The 15773-nt window shown below is 61.7% G+C and carries 15 protein-coding genes and 1 pseudogene; 3 read left to right on the top strand and 13 right to left on the bottom strand.

The annotated features are described in order from the left end of the window. Window positions 1-311: 311 nt before the first annotated feature. The 6 genes and pseudogenes from J5251_RS11305 to J5251_RS11285 all read right to left on the bottom strand — a co-directional run bounded on the left by J5251_RS11305 (window position 312) and on the right by J5251_RS11285 (window position 4736). On the bottom strand, window positions 312-1553 hold the full coding sequence (locus tag J5251_RS11305; protein WP_208574026.1) for a signal peptidase I: 1242 nt from the start codon (window positions 1551-1553) through the stop codon (window positions 312-314). Between the two features lie 43 nt (window positions 1554-1596). Further along, a complete protein-coding gene (locus J5251_RS11300) occupies window positions 1597-2208 on the bottom strand; it encodes a SipW-dependent-type signal peptide-containing protein (protein ID WP_208574025.1) in 612 nt (203 codons plus the stop codon). Window positions 2209-2396: 188 nt separating this feature from the next. Continuing rightward, window positions 2397-2822 (bottom strand): SipW-dependent-type signal peptide-containing protein, encoded by a 426-nt coding sequence (locus J5251_RS20365; RefSeq protein ID WP_244250634.1) that lies wholly within the window; start codon window positions 2820-2822, stop codon window positions 2397-2399. Between the two features lie 244 nt (window positions 2823-3066). After that, window positions 3067-3183: an SDR family oxidoreductase gene (locus J5251_RS20505; RefSeq protein WP_279633589.1), complete on the bottom strand. Its 117-nt coding sequence runs from the start codon at window positions 3181-3183 to the stop codon at window positions 3067-3069. A 110-nt stretch (window positions 3184-3293) separates the two neighbouring features. Then, window positions 3294-3458: pseudogene (locus tag J5251_RS20500) on the bottom strand (SDR family NAD(P)-dependent oxidoreductase); the annotation flags it as partial. Between the two features lie 426 nt (window positions 3459-3884). Further along, window positions 3885-4736 (bottom strand): formate/nitrite transporter family protein, encoded by an 852-nt coding sequence (locus J5251_RS11285; RefSeq protein ID WP_208574024.1) that lies wholly within the window; start codon window positions 4734-4736, stop codon window positions 3885-3887. Window positions 4737-5033: 297 nt separating this feature from the next. Between J5251_RS11285 and J5251_RS11280 the strand changes: the two genes are divergently transcribed. Together J5251_RS11280 and J5251_RS11275 are read left to right on the top strand one after the other, a co-directional pair. Next, window positions 5034-6761: a sensor histidine kinase gene (locus J5251_RS11280; protein WP_208574023.1), complete on the top strand. Its 1728-nt coding sequence runs from the start codon at window positions 5034-5036 to the stop codon at window positions 6759-6761. Window positions 6762-6916: 155 nt separating this feature from the next. Further along, window positions 6917-7657 (top strand): LysR family transcriptional regulator, encoded by a 741-nt coding sequence (locus J5251_RS11275; RefSeq protein ID WP_208574022.1) that lies wholly within the window; start codon window positions 6917-6919, stop codon window positions 7655-7657. A 262-nt stretch (window positions 7658-7919) separates the two neighbouring features. On the opposite strand, the gene speB is transcribed toward J5251_RS11275, so the two are convergent. Together speB and J5251_RS11265 are read right to left on the bottom strand one after the other, a co-directional pair. After that, window positions 7920-8918, bottom strand: coding sequence for an agmatinase (gene speB, locus J5251_RS11270; protein ID WP_208574021.1), 999 nt, complete (start codon window positions 8916-8918; stop codon window positions 7920-7922). Beyond that, complete coding sequence (locus J5251_RS11265; protein WP_208574020.1) at window positions 8915-10294, bottom strand: MFS transporter; 1380 nt, start codon at window positions 10292-10294, stop codon at window positions 8915-8917. The genes speB and J5251_RS11265 overlap by 4 nt, the downstream gene beginning before the upstream one ends. Window positions 10295-10466: 172 nt before the next feature. Here J5251_RS11265 and J5251_RS11260 point away from each other — a divergent pair, with 172 nt between their 5' ends. Continuing rightward, on the top strand, window positions 10467-11987 hold the full coding sequence (locus J5251_RS11260; protein WP_208574019.1) for a PucR family transcriptional regulator: 1521 nt from the start codon (window positions 10467-10469) through the stop codon (window positions 11985-11987). Between the two features lie 6 nt (window positions 11988-11993). On the opposite strand, the gene J5251_RS11255 is transcribed toward J5251_RS11260, so the two are convergent. The 5 genes from J5251_RS11255 to J5251_RS11235 all read right to left on the bottom strand — a co-directional run bounded on the left by J5251_RS11255 (window position 11994) and on the right by J5251_RS11235 (window position 15733). After that, a complete protein-coding gene (locus J5251_RS11255) occupies window positions 11994-12212 on the bottom strand; it encodes a hypothetical protein (protein ID WP_208574018.1) in 219 nt (72 codons plus the stop codon). Continuing rightward, window positions 12209-12433, bottom strand: coding sequence for a hypothetical protein (locus J5251_RS11250; protein WP_208574017.1), 225 nt, complete (start codon window positions 12431-12433; stop codon window positions 12209-12211). The genes J5251_RS11255 and J5251_RS11250 overlap by 4 nt, the downstream gene beginning before the upstream one ends. Before the next feature lie 365 nt (window positions 12434-12798). Further along, window positions 12799-13023, bottom strand: coding sequence for a PepSY domain-containing protein (locus J5251_RS11245; protein WP_208574016.1), 225 nt, complete (start codon window positions 13021-13023; stop codon window positions 12799-12801). A 119-nt stretch (window positions 13024-13142) separates the two neighbouring features. Continuing rightward, window positions 13143-14303 (bottom strand): acyltransferase family protein, encoded by a 1161-nt coding sequence (locus tag J5251_RS20660; protein ID WP_208574015.1) that lies wholly within the window; start codon window positions 14301-14303, stop codon window positions 13143-13145. An 815-nt stretch (window positions 14304-15118) separates the two neighbouring features. Continuing rightward, on the bottom strand, window positions 15119-15733 hold the full coding sequence (locus J5251_RS11235; RefSeq protein ID WP_208574014.1) for an SGNH/GDSL hydrolase family protein: 615 nt from the start codon (window positions 15731-15733) through the stop codon (window positions 15119-15121). Window positions 15734-15773: the final 40 nt, after the last annotated feature.

The following is a 15773-nucleotide window of genomic DNA, read 5'->3' as shown; positions in this document are numbered from 1 at the left end:
GGTTTGATATCGCTTTGTTTACAAACCAGTACCGTGCATTCGCCAACTGGTAGCCGGACGGCAGCTTCCACGTCAGGACAATGCTCGGGCCGCTGAGGAGCGTATTATGCGCCGTACAGCCAGTGATTACAGGGGCGGATATCACACGCGCCTTAAATGATGACGCGGACATTTCCTGGTCCAACCAAGCCGCTTCAGTTGGTGCAGGCCCCGGAACCAGTCCCATAGTCAACAGGGTCAAAGCGGCAATGACTGCGAAGACCTTTGGCCGCGCGGCTCTTCCCTTCCTGGACCGCGACCCAGGCAAAGACTCAATCATCATCCCCACCTCGTTTCACTACCCGCGCAGTCAGTGCCAGCAGCAACCCGGTCACGATGGCACCAGCTCCCAGCCACAATACTCGTCCGGCTTCCGCTCCCGTTGTAGGCAGGTCTTGAGGCAGCCCACCCTCGAGCGCAACGCCAACCTTGTCCCCGCTGCCGTCGGCATGGATCTTCAGCTCGATGGAGTCTCCGGCCAGCGGAGCGGCTGCTTCGGGCAGGGCCACGTCGAACAGCAGCCAGCGTTCCTCATCGGCGGGCATCGTGGCGACGTGTTGATCGGGACCTCCCTGCTCCAACGTCCCGAACGCCTTCGTCGAAGTAATCCTCCCCGAACAGTTTCCGTCGACCCACGGCTCAGTACAGACAGCGACAGTTGTGTCCACCTGCATCGATTCCGCGCCCGATCCCGCTAGGCCGATCCTCACTTCACCGGGATGGGGAGCGTTGGCAATGACTCCCACCTGCCATTGCACAGGCACACCCGGCACCATGTTTCGAGTCTGCCCCGGGTCGCTGATAGACGTCAGTCGAAGATGCTTCCCTGAGACGACATGCTCGGACTCCGCTGCATGGGCCGGCGCCGCCGGATGGACAACACCGCCGATGACCACGGCGCAGAACACTCCGGTCAGGCTCGCGGCCCGCGCAGTCCGCGCGGAGCGCCGACCGTGCTTCCGCCGCCGGCCGGCGCCGTCTCCGCCGGTGCCTCCGTCGTCCTCGTCCCCATCAGTGTTCTCGTGATCCCGGGGCCAGAAAGCCCAGGTGACCAGTATTGCGGCGCCGGAAGTGAGGCCGCCGAGGATGTATGGGTTGCCGAACCAGACCACAATCTTGGCCAGCTCGGGCACGTGCGCCATCGTGAGACGGACGTTCGCGACGGTATAGGGAGCAGGGTCCTCGGCGTCGTTGGCATCGCCTTTCATGGTGATGATGCGTTGCTCTGCCGCCGGACCATGGGAAATCGAGGTGACGCGGTGCGTTACTGGCAGCATGGCCTCGCGGTCCACCGTGACGATGTCGCCGACGCTGATCTCCGATGCCGGGATCTCCTTTACTACGGCGACGGATCCAGCCGGAATCGTGGGGCCCATCGAACCGGTCTTGAACATGATCAGCGTGATGTTGAAGGCGTAGGCCAACGCGACCAGCACGATGCATGCCATCCCGCCTAGCGCAGCAATGTTGAGTAGCGCGTTGCCGAGGAAGCGGCGGATGCGATGAGTCGCCATCCCCCTCTCCTTCCCGTAGCTAGTTGTCCTGAACCCGAGGGGCTTACGGCGTTGCGGATTCGGCCGCGAAGCCCCACGAGATGGCGCCGGCCTTCCCCTGCATTGCATTGGGGGTCGCTGGGTCCAGACGAACCTCGAAGCAATAGCGGACAGTGTTTGTTGCCTTCGCGGCTACGCCACGAGCAACTTCGGTGGCGGGCAGCGTCCCGGTGCCAAGGTAGGCACCGGTTACCGACGAGGCATTGCAACCGGTCCCCGCCGGCACTAGTGCCACGCGGTAACTCAGATAGGGAGACAAGTCACCCGTTCCCACCGACGAGGCAAGCTTCACGGTGCCGGACATTGTAGATACGGCTGTGGTCCGTAGGTCGAGGTAGGCGTAGTGCAACGACGACGGATACATGACGGTGCCCGTACTAAAGTTCAATGTGGCCGCGAGCTGTCCCGTAGGGTGTTCGCCCCAAACCGTCCCGTTCGGGTTGCCCTCGATGCCAAAGACACCGGCTTCGAAGGTACCGGCCGCATGCTCCTGGTCCGTCCAGGCGGCCAAGGTCAACGCGCCGCCCACGCCGAGGACAAGACCCCCGGCGAGGACGGCGCGCAAACGGAGAAACCAGCGTCGATCGCGCCGGATCGCCACTGAATGGCGGCGCATGGCTGACTAACTTGCAGCGCTGGAGACAGCGTCGAACTGCCATGTGGCGGTGGTAGTGAGGCCCTGCTTGAACTTTGTCGCGTCCGCGGCCTCTACCTCGAGGCAGAGCTGGACCGCAGTCCCTGGGGTCAGGGTTATGTCCTTTACAGCCCCAGGCGCCTGAGTATTGAGGTGTGTCCCGGTAGCGACTACGTCCCCGGCAGGGCTGCTGCTGCGCAAGTGCCGCCGGCAGGAACCCGGCTGATGGTGTATTCAATAGCAGCAGCGTTGGTTCCCTCAGCAACTGCAACGACCCCAATCGGATTAAGTATGCCGTTAGTCGTGCTGTTCGCATCGAGGCGGAGCCAATAGGAAGCATAGGCGGTGTCGCCGGGCGAGAGATTGTTGATGACATTGCCGAAGCTCAAATCCAAGGCATCCTCGGAGATTGCATGCTCGCCGTAGGAGCCCACTGCCCCGCTAGCGCTGCCCTGCAGATTGAACGACCCTGCCGTAAACGTCTCCTGCGCGAACTCGGAGTCGTTCCACGCTGCCAGCGTCACCGCTGCACCCACCCCGAGCACCAGACCGCCGGCCAGGATGGCCCGTACCTTCTTTGACTTTTGCTGCTTCACGAATAATCCCCCAACGTAATTGCCATCCCTCTTTGGGATGCAATCAACACCTTAGAGACTGAACATGATTTGGTTAATCGAATTATCAAAAACTAGAGCAAAGTTATGGAGAAATTGAGCTCTTCTTGAGGTGGCACAGAAATATGGCAGTTGGAGCCACCCGTTCCCCAATAAAAGTCTATTTGGCAGATGCTGAATCCGGAGCGCTTCCCCAGTGATTCTCAGCCGCTAAACAATACGGCACTCACAGCCCTCCGGCAACGCTGATGACTGTTCCGGTCACGTAGCTCGCCTCGTCGGACAACGCCCATAGAACCGCGGCGGCGACCTCTTCGGGATTCCCAACCCGGAGAAGCGGCACCCGCGCCGCAATCCGGCCCGGCCGCTCCGGATCCCCGGCAGCGGCGTGAATGGAGGTGTGGTTGTCCCCGGTGAAACGGCGACCACCCGGGTTCCCTGCGGACCGAGCTCTTTGCCCAATCCCCTAGTGAAGGTTTCAACGGCAGCTTTCGAGGCTGCATAGGCCAGGTACTCTCCGGGAGCACCCGTCGTAGCGGCAACGGATCCAAGATTGACGACGACGCCGGCCGCCCCTCGTTCCAGCCACCGCTGTACTGCGAAGCGGCTGTAGGACATCGTGCCGTGGACGTTGACGTCGAAGATGCGTCGTGCCGGTTTCTGCATCAGAATCGGCGAACAGCCCCAGCGGACCCGTAACGCCGGCGTTGTTCACCAACAGGTCCACCGGCCCGAACTCCATCTCGGCCTGGTCGAAAAGGAACGGATTAGCTGCGTCCTCACCAGCTTGCAGAGCCTGGACGCGATGCCCCTTCGCTGCCAGCTCCAACCCAAAGGCGTGGCGTTCTCTGCATCGCTGCTGTAACTGAAGGACACGGAGTAGCCCCGCGAAACAGCACCCCTGACAACTGCAGCGCCAATTCCGCGGCTGCCGCCGGTGACCAACAAATGCTTATCCATGCTCACGTGCTCCATCTCTTGGGTATTGGCCGCGCACGAAGACAGCAGCTCCCTGCGAGGCCTCTCCTCGATTCTCACCGGAACCTAACCAGAGTGGCGCGGCTCCTCCGGGTTCACGGGCGAGTCCTCGCGCCGTTCCTTCACCAGCTTGCTGGCGCTCACCAGCCGCAGCGCGGTCACCAGCAGGATCCCGCCCAGCACGTTGAAGACCACCACATAGGAAAACCAGCCGAGCCACTCTAGGTAGTCGATGTCCGCACCTGCGTGAATGGCACCGAAGATCAGCAGCGAGTCCAGGATCGAGTGGAAGAGCTGCAGCCCGGCGAGCAGGAAAGCCCCGACGATGGCGGCCGCAATCTTGCCGGTGACGCTGTCCGTCCCGTGCTGCATGCGGGTCATCAACGTGATGGTGCTCCCCCCTAACACGGCAAGACACACGGTTTCCCAGTTGAACCCGGCGTCGAGAAAGTGGTTGGCTGCCGTCGTGGTCGTCTCGCTCCACTGCGGGAACGCCGTCATGATCAACGCCATGAATAGCCAGCCGCCCACCAGATTGGCAATGAGTGTGCCACCCCACAGCTTCCCAAGCTGCGCGTAGCTTGCCTCCCGGGCGATAACGGCGGCAATGGGGACCAGAAAGCCCTCCGTGAACAGCTCGCTCTTGGCTAGCAGGAGCGCGATGAGGCCTGCGCTGAACGCTAGTCCCGCGAGAAGGTGGTTCTCGGTCTCATGGAGAACACCGAGGTAGGCCATAATGCCAATGCCTATCTCAAAACCGCCGAACAAGCCTGTGATGAGTACGTCCCGAAAGGACCGGTTCAACCGCTGCGCGCCTTCCTCAACCGTGCGGTCGAAGGATTCCTCCACCTCCTCCTCAACCGGGCCTGAATTGTCGCCAAGTTCCCGCCGGCGTGCATCGCCTTGGGTGTCGCTCATTGGTGTCGCCTATCCGCCGGGAAGTGTGTGGTCAGTCTACTGTTTCCACGACCACGGACCCGACACCCGAGACCAGAGACGCGAGGCCCGAAACCCGGGGAGACGATGGGACCGCGGCGTGCCCGCCCCGTTACCCGCCCGGCGCTTTCCGGTCCGCTATCCTGTCCTACGGAAAGCTCCTTCCGGCGCCAAATCCACACGACTGCCGGCGGTGCGGAACATACCGACTGCAGCATCCCTGGTTGAGCATCCGCCCACCCATTCGTTCCCCCGCCCAAGGGGTGGCAAGGAGAGACGATGCACCGGCCCCGCACACAACTGCCTTTCGCCGAGAGCTTCCACAGCATCGGACTGCGGGCCCGGGTAGTGCTCTGCCAGCTGCCGCTGGTTTCCTGCATGCTCGTGGTTGCCGCAGTCTTTGCCCTGGTCGAGCCTGCCATGTTCGCCAATCCCTGGTTCCGCCTCTGCCTGCTGCTGCATGCTGTGGTCCTGGCGCTCTGTGCGCTTATCCCGTGGGAGCGGCTGCCGGTTCGGAGTTTCCACATCATTCCGATCATCGATTTCGCCCTGATCGCGCTGTTGCTCCATGCCGACGGCGAGGCGCTCAGCGGCTTGGGGATGCTGCTGGTTTTCCCGGTGATCTGGCTTTCCGTGAGCGTCCTGAAAAGCCGGATCCTGATCAGCTTTGCCGGAAGCCTGCTGGCTGTCCTCGTGCCCGTCCTGCTCTCCGAAGCCGTGAACACACCCCACCTGCTGCGCTTGGTGCTCGCGCCGGTTATCATGCTGGCCATCTCCGTCTCGGTGCACATTGTGGCCAACAATCTGGAGTTCCAGCGGGCTCAGATCGCTGCCGCCGAGGCCGAACTGCACAAGGTGCTGCAGGCCAGCCGGGAACGCGAGCAGCTGCTGCATGCAGTCGTGGACAGCATCGACGTCGGACTGGTCGCCGTGGACTCCCGCGGCGCCGTCACACTGGTCAACCGGCAGCAGGAAGAATTCGCGGTCCGCGCGTCCCCGCCGGGATGCGCAGCGGCGCCGGATCTGCAGACAGAACAGTCCAAGATTTACGACGACGACGGCGTAACTCCCCTGCCGCCCGAGGCTCGCGCCGTGTACAAAGCGTCCAGGTCGGAGGAATTCTCCGGTCAGATCATGTGGCTGGGCGATGGAGCGCAACGGATTGCCCTGTCGGCCACCGCACGCAAGATCTCCGGCCATCAGGCGCGCATACCAGGCCCACGGGCGGACGCGGAGTCGGCAGGATCAGTTGTCTTGTTCAAGGACGTGACAGACCAATTGGCCGCCTTGGCAGCCAAGGATGATTTTATGTCGGCCATTTCGCACGAACTCCGGACGCCGCTGACCTCGATCCTTGCCTACGTGGACCTGGCACTGGAACATCCTGGCCTGCCCGGCCAGGTTACAAAGCACCTCGCCGTGGCTGACCGCAACGCAGAACGGCTGCTGGAGCTGGTTTCGGACTTCCTCTCCTCATCGGCCGGGACGCTCGAAATCCAGACCGAAGCCGCAGACCTGGCGGACGTGGTCAAGAGAAGCATGCTGTCCGCAACAGCCGGCGCAGCGGCCAAGGGCATCGCCCTGGTCAACGAAGTCGACCGGGAACTGCCGGCGCACATAGACCCCGGACGCATGACGCAGGTAATGGACAACCTGCTCTCCAATGCAGTCAAATACTCCCCTCGGGACAGCATCGTCCGTATCCGCGGGTGGCAGGATCAGGGAACGTCGGTTTTGGAGGTCGAAGACACCGGCTACGGCATGGATGCCGCAGACCAGCGCCGTGTCTTTGACCGGTATTTCCGGTCCAGCTCCGCGCGAAGTTCCGGCGCCCACGGCACGGGGCTCGGGCTGGTGGTTACCAAGGAAGTAGTGAACCGTCACGGTGGCACCATCGAAGTTGCTAGCCGGCTGGGTGCTGGAACCAAGGTCACCGTGAAACTGCCAACTGACGTACAACGCGCCACCAGGGATGCCGGACGGTCGACGGTTGTCGGAGATTTGTGACGAATCATCGGCTCCGAGCCACTATGGACGTAGGCTCCTAGTTATCGAGATTCCTGAACGGTTTTCCGATGCTGCCCATGCGTTGATCGGGGCAGTTCCCTCGTATGTTTCGCCGTTTAGCCTTACCGGCTGTACGCGCCCACCTGGAATGAGTAATGGACCCGGTTATCTCCGATCTGAATGCGTCACCCCTGCGCAGGCTGTTACCCGGGTTGCTGGACGCCGACACACCTCATCAGGAGCGTGAGCGCATCTGGGACGCCCTGCAGCTGTGGCCGTCACGGCAAGGAGTCGTGCTGACCCTTCGGGAGAGGACACCAACGGGCGGACTGCTGCACCGGCTAACGGACGTCGACCCGGACTGCGTGGCCCTCGTCTGCGGCAGTGAAGCGGTATCCATTGTGCCCCATTGCACGAGCCTGCGTCGGTTCGTCCAGATGACAGCCGGGCTGCGTGCAGGCATCGGCAGCACGGCAAGCGTTGCCGACCTGCACCTTTCCTACGCGCGGTCCCGGGAAGCTCTCGCTTTCACCGACTACGGCAGTCCGGTTTCACGCGCGGCCTCGTATGCGGAACTCGGCGCCCTGACGCTCCTGGCGCGTGTGCCCCGGGAAGAGCTTCGGAGGCTCCCGGATCTGGCGGCCATCACGGTCCTGGACGAGGAAGAAAACGGCCGTGCGGAGCTCGAAGCTCTGGAGGCGCTCTGCCGGACCGGGACCCTGCGTAACGCGGCCAAGCTGCTGCACCTGCATCACAGCTCCATTGCCAAACGGATCCGCAATGTTGAGCGGGCGCTGGGTTACCGGCTGACCGACCCGCTCCCCAAAGGGAGCGCCTATATCGCGCTGCTGGCCTTGAGGCTGCTCAAGTCCGGGGTGCACAGTGAAGAAACTTGAGCCCATAGGGCTTGGCCAGACCCCGGTTGCCACTGCAGCAGGTCCCCCACGGACTGCAGCCGCAACCGGACGAAAGATGGACCTCGGCAGGCTTTCGCCGATCACCGAGGGTAGCCATCTGTTGCAAGGCAGGGGCCGGCGTCATCCCCAAGGCGCCGGCCTCTGGCCTGCCTCCTCAAGCCTTGGGACGGCACGTTGCTTCCGAAAGGCTGCGGGCCGGTGGGAACCCCCCCGGCCCGCAGCCTTTCGGAAGCAACAATGATTACACTGCAGCTCCCTGCAGGTCCTCCTCGCCGACAAAGGAAGCGCCCTTGTCCCGGTTGACCATCAAGGCCAGCAGGTCGAAGACCACCGTCGCCGCCGCCAGGGTCGTGACGTCGGCATGGTCGTAGGCGGGTGCAACCTCAACAACGTCGGCCCCGACAATGTTGATACCGTTGAGCCCCCGCAGCAGCGCCAGCAGTTCGCGTGAGTGCAGGCCGCCCATCTCCGGCGTGCCCGTCCCCGGCGCGAAGGCCGGATCCAGCACGTCGATGTCGATGGACACATAGACGGGGGTGTCTCCCAGCCGGTCCTTGACCCGCTGGATCGCGGCGGGAACCCCGATGACGTCCAGGTCCGAGCAGCGCAGGATCTGGAAGCCGAACTCGTGGTCCCGCAGGAAATCGTTCCGGTCGTACACCGGCCCGCGGATGCCCACGTGCATCGAGCTGTCCTCCACCAGCAGCCCCTCTTCGAACGCCCGGCGGAACATCGTGCCGTGCGTGACCGGCTGATCGAAGTAGGTATCCCAGGTGTCCAGATGTGCGTCGAAGTGCAGCAGCGCCACCGGTCCGTGCACCTTGTTCAGTGCCCGCAGCATGGGCAAGGCAATGGTGTGGTCCCCGCCGATCGAGATGAGCCGCTTATCCAGTCCCAGCAGCGGCAGCGCCTGCTCTTCAATCTCCCGCACGGCCCGAGTGATGTCATACGGGGTGCAGGCGAAGTCGCCGGCATCCACTACCTGGGTTTCGTTCACCGGTTCGACGTCGAGCTCCACGTGATAGCCCGGGCGCAGCAGCCGCGAAGCTTCGCGTACGCCGGCCGGACCAAACCGGGCACCGGGCCGGAAGGAGGTGCCGCCGTCGAACGGCACGCCGACAATGGCGATGTCGTAGTCGGGGACGCGGTCGATCTGGGGCAGCCGGGCGAAGGTGCCAAGGCCTGCGTAGCGGGGAACTTTAGTGGCGTCGACGGGTCCGATGGGATCGTGGGTGGTCATAGCGAGGATCCTTCCTTGGTACGTTCTGCCGGAAAGGCCGGCTTTTTGTCGGAGGTGAGTTCGGAAAGGGTCTTGTTGGCGGTTTCCGGCGCGAGCAGGAACGTTGCCACCAGCCCCACCAGGGAGATCACGGCCCCGATCAGCAGCGAGCCCGCGGCGCCGAAACTGAGAATCGCCACCGGCATCAGGTACGTACTGGCGGCGGAGCCCACCCGGCTGATCGCGGTGCCGAAGCCAACCGCCGTCGCCCGTATTTCCGTGGGGAAGAGCTCGTTCGGGTAGACCACCTCAAGGAAGCTGGAGGCACCCGAGGCGATGGCGAAGATGGCGAGCGCCAGGAACAGCGGGCCCGCCTGCACGTCCGGAATGAAGGCCGGGATGGCCAGCGCCACCGCGATGACACCGAAGGACCCCAGCAGCAGCTTGCGCCGCCCGATCTTCTCCACCAGCCAGAGTCCCGGCACTCCCCCGATCACAAACAGCATGGAGATCAGGAAGGAGCCGCCGTAGAGGTTGGCATCGCCGGTCAGGCCGAAGGATGCCAGCAGGTCCGGCGCAAAGGTGTAGACGGCGAACAGCGGAATCACCTGGGCCGTCCAGAAGATCGAAACGAACAGGGTGCGCTTCCACAACTGGCCCTTGAAGATATCGGTAAAGCTAGCCTTCTTGGCCCCTGCCTCAGCGTCCGAGGAGATGTCGCAGATGTCGTACTGCTCCCCGTACACCTTCTTGATCACCGCACGGGCTTCGTCCTGCCGGCCGCGGGAGAGCAGCCAGCGCGGGGATTCCGGCGTTCCCAGCCGGCACAGCAAGGTAACGACGGCGAAGATCGCCGGGCTCGCCACCATGAACCGCCAGGCGTCCGGCCCCATGTCGCGCAGCAGGTAGCCCACGGCGAAGGCAGCCGCAGCCCCAACGGCCCAGACCACAAACGTGGCGCCGAGCAGGCGGCCGCGCACCTTGCGGGGCAGGAATTCCGCGAGCAGCGAGGTGGCAATCGGGTAGTCCGCGCCGATCGCCATGCCGAGGAGGAACCGGCACAGGACTACCTGCCAGACTTCGGTCGCCAGACCGTTCAGCAGCGAGAACAGCGCCAGCGCGATCAGGTCGGCGATGTACATCTTGTGCCGGCCGATCTTATCCGTCAGCCAGCCGAAGATGCCGCCGCCGAAGAAGATACCGATTAGGCTCGCCGCGCCGATCAGTCCGATTTCCCCGGTACTCAGCTCCAGCCCCGGCGTCATCGTAATGAAGGCAATGCCGATGATGGACAGCGCGTACCCGTCAATGAACGGACCGCCGGAGGCAAAGAAGGTCAGTTTCTTATGGAATGTGGTCAGCGGGGCATCGTCAATGAGATTGCTCGTTGCGCTCATGGCCGCCCTCTCTCGTGAATGCTCATCGTTGAGCTGGATCGTGATGGTTCAATCATTCGTGATCCGGCTCACTGCCAAAACCCATAGAATGGCTACAAAGAAAGAGGACGCTTAGACATATGTATAAAAGCCACAAAGAACGACGGCGTTCTGCCCGCCTCCAGGAGTGCGCATGTCGATAACAGTCGCCGAACTGCTGGCCGAGCCGCAGCTGGGTTTGAGTCTGTTGGCGGGTGAGGACGGTTTGCAGCAGCGGATCACTTGGGCGCACACCTCGGACCTGCCCAGGCTGTGGGAGTGGGTGACCGGCGGGGAGATCATGATGACCAACGGTCTCTCCATTCCGGCGGAACCCGCAGGCCAGGTCGCGCTGGCCGAGGCCTTGGTGGCCGCGGGGGCGAGCGCGCTGGCCATCGGCGAAAAGATGCACGCACCGGAACTCACGCCTGAATTCCTGGCGGCGTGCAACCGGCTGCCGCTGCCGGTGATCAATGTGCCGTACCCGCTGCCGTTCATCTCCATCGCGCGGTCCGTCGCCGAGTCCTCGCTGCTGGAGGAATCGCGCCGGCTGCGGCAAACGGCGAGAATCTACGACCTGCTGCGGTTGGCCGGCCCGCTCGACGAGCAGTGGCAGGCCCTGGTCCACGGGGTGGCCGCCCAGCTGGACTCTCAGCTTTATGTGGTGGACCGCCGGTGCCTCGATCCCTGGCACCCCGGCGGTGAAGCCCTGCCTGCCGACCTCGCCGGGCAATTGGAACCGCTGATCGCAGCCGCTCCGGCGTCGGGCAAGAAGTTCCAGTGGCACCACGTGGACGGCCGCCACGTCCTGATGATGGACGTTCCCACCCATGACAACGCACTGCTGCTGGTCCTGCCGCGGTCCGAGCCGCACCCGGATGCGGTGGTGCTGCTGCACGCGGCATCCGTCCTGGGCCTGGAGCTTTCCCGTACCATGCTCGCGTTGGAAGACCAGCGGCGCCTGGGCGCGGAGTTCCTGGCCCAAGCGCTCGAAGGCCGTTATGCCCTTGCTGATCTGGAAAGCCGTCTCAGGAGTTTCCAGCTGCCGGCCGAGAAGTTTCTCATCGTGTCCGTCTCGGGTCTGGATGAAGGAGTCTTCGCGACCATCCATGCCGAGTTGTGGCGCCATGGTCTGGCGCATGTCAGTCTCCGCCAGTTCAATACGCTGCACATCGTCCTGCCGCCCGAGTGCAGCGAGGACCAGCTGCGGCACTCCCTTCCCCACGGCGCCAAAATCGGCATGAGCCGGCCCACCAGCCCAGCCGGCATGCAGCGCGCTTTGCAGGAATCGTTGTGGGCGCTGGGCACCGCGGGCGACACCGGCCAGGCTCTGGTTCGCTACGGGGACGGACCCTCGTGGTTGGGCCTGACCAGCATGGAAGAAGGACAGGCGATGGTCCAGCGCCTGCTTGGACCGATTCTCGAGTATGAGCGGGGCAGGCAGCCGGACCTGATCAAGACCTTGCAGACGTACCTGGACCAACAACGGTCGTGGCAGAAGGCCGCCGCGGCCCTGTTCACCCACCGGCAGACCGTCATTTACCGGATCCGGAAGATCAGCGAGCTGACCGGACTGGACATGGCCGAAACATCGTCCTTGGCCCAGCTATGGTTTGCGTTGCAGATCCACCAGACGATGGATCTGCAACATCACGCCATGAACCGGCCAGACTGAACGAAATTAGTTACAGAAGTCGAGCTGCTCGGTGTAGCCGTAAGGAACCGAATCACTGATTGCCACGGTGAACCGCCCGGGCTCGTGGCGGGTCACGAGGATGCCGCCCGTCCGGCACATCTTCGCCAGCCCCGTCATTTCCTCGACGGCGGCATTAAGCCTCTCGTCCCTGGCGGCCCGGCTCTCCGCTCGGACCTCGATGGTGGTGTCACAGGGAGCGATCATTGGGCAGCCAACTCGGTCTCGTCGGACAGCGGCCAGGCGGTATAGCCTTCCGCCTTCTCAAAAAGGGTCCGCATCTGCGCCCCGTGGTTTTCCAGCCACAGCGCATCGGCCCCGCGGGTGACTGCTCCTACGTAACCGGTGCGGACGCTTCGCCCGTCCTTCTTGATCTCGACTTCCAGACCGGGCAATTCGCTCCAGTCCCGATACAGAACGCTGCTCATAGTGGTGCCTTTCATGCTGACGTTGCCCTCCCCAATCACGGCTACCGCGGGCCAGCTTGAACACTATTAGCTGGTCGAAGTTCCGGATATGTCCGGTGGAACGGAACCCGCCGGGCGGAGTTGTACAGACGCCCAGCCTTACCCAACTTTAGGTACCCAATGGGGATTGACTATCCCCCGTTCTAAGGACTCGGATTTTTCCAAGCAACCCCCGGCAGACTTACCTCATCTTGATCGGCGGGAGCTGGCACCCGCAGGAGAACGATCGAGTCTCGGTGCCCGGCTTTTCCCCAACGAGGCCGGGCACCTCCCACCCTCAGGTGGCGCCCATTGGCACACCGACGAGAAGGAAACCGCGCTAAGTGCTAGGATTCCCTGCACACATGCTTTGAAATACTTTCCTCGCCCATCCGCTCACCGCCGGCGGCATCGATGACCACTTCGGTGCTCGAACCCTCTGCCGCCTCAATCTCGATATCCCAGACCGGCATGTCGATTTTGTCGTCCAGGGAGGCCTCTTCAACGCTGCCGGAAACCTCGTCGAGCTCCGTCGTCATCGCCCCGGCCATCGGCACAGTGACACCTTCCAAATTAGTGACGTCCTCAGCCTCGGCCGGGCCCGGCTCGCCGTTCGAGTACCTGCGTCCCGTCGGGGAAAACGCGCACTTCGTGCGCTACGGCATCAGGGTCGATTCATACGCCAACACCACTAGACTGACACAAGCCGTGACTTCTCGATAGACTTTTTGATGCTTCGAGCCAACAGGTGACTCGGCCTTTCGACGAGAACCAAGAAAATTTGGGCGAGTAAGAGAGCCAGCGGAAATGTAAGCATTGCAATTAGAACAGGTTGAGCGGGTAGCAGGAAAGCGATAGCAGTTAGAAGCGGTTCATGAGTCAGATACAGACTAAAGGAAATCTTTCCTAGCCATTGAATGACAGCAGACTCAAGCCACCTTTTCATGAACGGGGCCCCAACAGCGGAAAAGACCAGCAGGACAGCTCCCATGGCAGATAAGGCGTTCCCAATAGGCAATAACTCCGATCTAATACCGATGGCTACTCCATACCAGCCAGCCTCGAGCAGAACGACTCCTAAGATCGCGATTGCCAGCCATGCTGATGACGCTCGCCTGTTCTCGTTGATGCGAGTCACCGATTTGGAAATCGTTTCCCATCCAGCAGCCATAACGCCGCCTATAAGGAAGTATGGGAAAAACCGGAGCACAGAGACATGCGTGAGTTCCCCAACGCATATGGCGATTAAACAGCCACAGATCAATATCCAGGGCCGTCCCCTGAGTCTAAAGGCGAGCCACACAAAGGCTGGAAGGAGGATGGAGAAGGCTACCTCCCACCTAAGTGACCACAACGGAGTATTGAGTACTCCACCCCCTAGGAGTAAGGTCATATCTTCAAGAATTGCAGGAATGGTAGGGGAGACAATGTGGCCATCGAGCCACTTAGACCCCACTGATCCCGATCTCGGTACCAACATGATTGAAACGACAGCTAGAACGACTGATGCGATTACGGGAACATACAGCCGGACAATCCGTGATGGGTAGTAGGCAAGCCACGAGAATCTTGTATTTCTAACCACGGGAAGGGTCAGAACGAATCCCGAAAGAATGAAAAAAATGTAAACAGCTCCGGTGCCTTCCCAGAAAATGTGAAGCGGTGTGTGTACCAGCCACCACGGCCAACTCCAGACTGGGCCTGCTAAACTCTTGTCCAAGGCGACTGTCGAAATCCAGGGCCCTAGTAACATTAGGTGGCTCAGCAAGACCATTACGGCTGCCACGCCCCGAAGGCCGTCAAGTGAGGTTACGCGGCCCAACGATGAGTCACGTCTTTTTGCCGAAGTCATGCCAGAAGCATAACGTCCTTCAGCACGAGTCTCTCAATTTAGGCCGCTGTGTTTCTGGCTACTCATATAGAGCTATACTCCGACAGCCGTAAGACAAACATTAAGGTCCCCACAGATAATCGAGGCTGCCTTGCTTTAGAACTCGGGAGCTTCCGCTTGATAACCCTCGATTATGGGATTGGTCCGGGCTGATGGGGCTCTTCACTTGGCAAATTTCTACATATTGCCGAACAGATTCTTCCTGCTGATGTGGCTTAGAGGCGCTTGCGGCCGGAAAAGCATCGTTTTTGCTAATAACTCGCTGCGATGACGATGACTGCTACGAATACAGCTTGGCAACCCGAATCGTCGCTGGCGACGGGGTCGGCTAGCGATCTAAGTTCAGCTGTCAATCGAACCGCAGGGGACCTATTGACTAGTTGTATTCCCCTGAGAGGTTGGGTACGTGGGCGGCGGGCGTCTGACTTTTGAGTGAGGTCCGGCCTCGGTGATGATTGTGGTGATAGGGCCAGGCCGGGATCGTTGCAACACGCCCGGCTTCCGAGCCGTCGGCCTTCGCATAGGCCCATTTCTCGAGGATGGTCCGGTTGAAACCGGCGGCGGTTTCCTTTTTTCGTCGGTTTAGGATCTCGCTCGGTGTACCGTTTGGCGACCGGTGCGGCCCCCTGAAACAGTCTGTCGTGCGAGTTATTAAACCCTTTTACAAGCCGCCGCTAGGAATCGAGCTTGGGTTCGAACACGACCTGCGCCCCTGCCGGCCAATCAATCGGGAAGGTCGCTTAGACAGCCTCTTAGAGATGATCTCGCTAATTCTTCTAACCCCTCAGGGCAGCTTGTATGTGGGGAGTGATCATTGCTGCCATGTAAGCGTGCCCCTCGTCCGTGGGGTGGACTCCGTCTGCACCGATTAGGTTAGATTGCCCAAAGAACCAGGCATTCTCAACGGGGTCCACGAAGTTCCCGCCTGCCGCTTCCGCAGCGATACCCAGCCTCTCGTTGATTGCGTGGATCTCTGTCGGAACGTTCCCATCGACCCATGGCGCACCTATCGTTAACAGTTCGGCCTCGGGCGCCATCCGGGCTGCGTCCTCATAAGCTCGTGACACCTCCGTCGATAGGCCAGTAACGTGTCGTATGTCATTACGGGAACCAACGAACACAATCAGATCAGTATCCTCGTTGGCTGCGCGCGCCAGATTGCTGACGAACGTCCCTCCTTGATTGCCCACCTGAACATATCCAGCCCCGCCTTCAGCCGCCTTGGTGATAGTTACGCGGAGCCCGTTATCAGACAGCTGCTTGTGGCTGACGTCCACCCAGTTCTTTTCGTGTTGGCCCCCGATGCTTGTACCACTGCTGTAGGAATCACCGATGACGGCAATAGCGAACGTTTCATGGTCCTGATGATGAAACGGGGCCCTTTCCGGCACAGGAGTTGCCTCCTGACAAGCCGTTGACGTTAAGATTACG

The organism is Arthrobacter crystallopoietes (assembly GCF_017603825.1).
Taxonomy (GTDB): Bacteria; Actinomycetota; Actinomycetes; order Actinomycetales; family Micrococcaceae; genus Crystallibacter; species Crystallibacter crystallopoietes_B.
The sequence above is the reverse complement of the archived record's forward strand: the minus strand, read 5'-3'. Positions and strand labels throughout refer to the sequence as shown.

Coding starts and splice junctions, on each gene's coding strand:
- J5251_RS11275 (WP_208574022.1), top strand. CDS start 6,917: ATGGACCCGGTTATCTCCGATCTGAATGCGTCACCCCTGCGCAGGCTG.
- J5251_RS11260 (WP_208574019.1), top strand. CDS start 10,467: ATGTCGATAACAGTCGCCGAACTGCTGGCCGAGCCGCAGCTGGGTTTG.
- J5251_RS11300 (WP_208574025.1), bottom strand. CDS start 2,208: ATGCGCCGCCATTCAGTGGCGATCCGGCGCGATCGACGCTGGTTTCTC.
- J5251_RS11255 (WP_208574018.1), bottom strand. CDS start 12,212: ATGATCGCTCCCTGTGACACCACCATCGAGGTCCGAGCGGAGAGCCGG.
- J5251_RS20660 (WP_208574015.1), bottom strand. CDS start 14,303: ATGACTTCGGCAAAAAGACGTGACTCATCGTTGGGCCGCGTAACCTCA.
- speB (WP_208574021.1), bottom strand. CDS start 8,918: ATGACCACCCACGATCCCATCGGACCCGTCGACGCCACTAAAGTTCCC.
- J5251_RS11305 (WP_208574026.1), bottom strand. CDS start 1,553: ATGGCGACTCATCGCATCCGCCGCTTCCTCGGCAACGCGCTACTCAAC.
- J5251_RS11250 (WP_208574017.1), bottom strand. CDS start 12,433: ATGAGCAGCGTTCTGTATCGGGACTGGAGCGAATTGCCCGGTCTGGAA.
- J5251_RS11280 (WP_208574023.1), top strand. CDS start 5,034: ATGCACCGGCCCCGCACACAACTGCCTTTCGCCGAGAGCTTCCACAGC.
- J5251_RS11285 (WP_208574024.1), bottom strand. CDS start 4,736: ATGAGCGACACCCAAGGCGATGCACGCCGGCGGGAACTTGGCGACAAT.
- J5251_RS11265 (WP_208574020.1), bottom strand. CDS start 10,294: ATGAGCGCAACGAGCAATCTCATTGACGATGCCCCGCTGACCACATTC.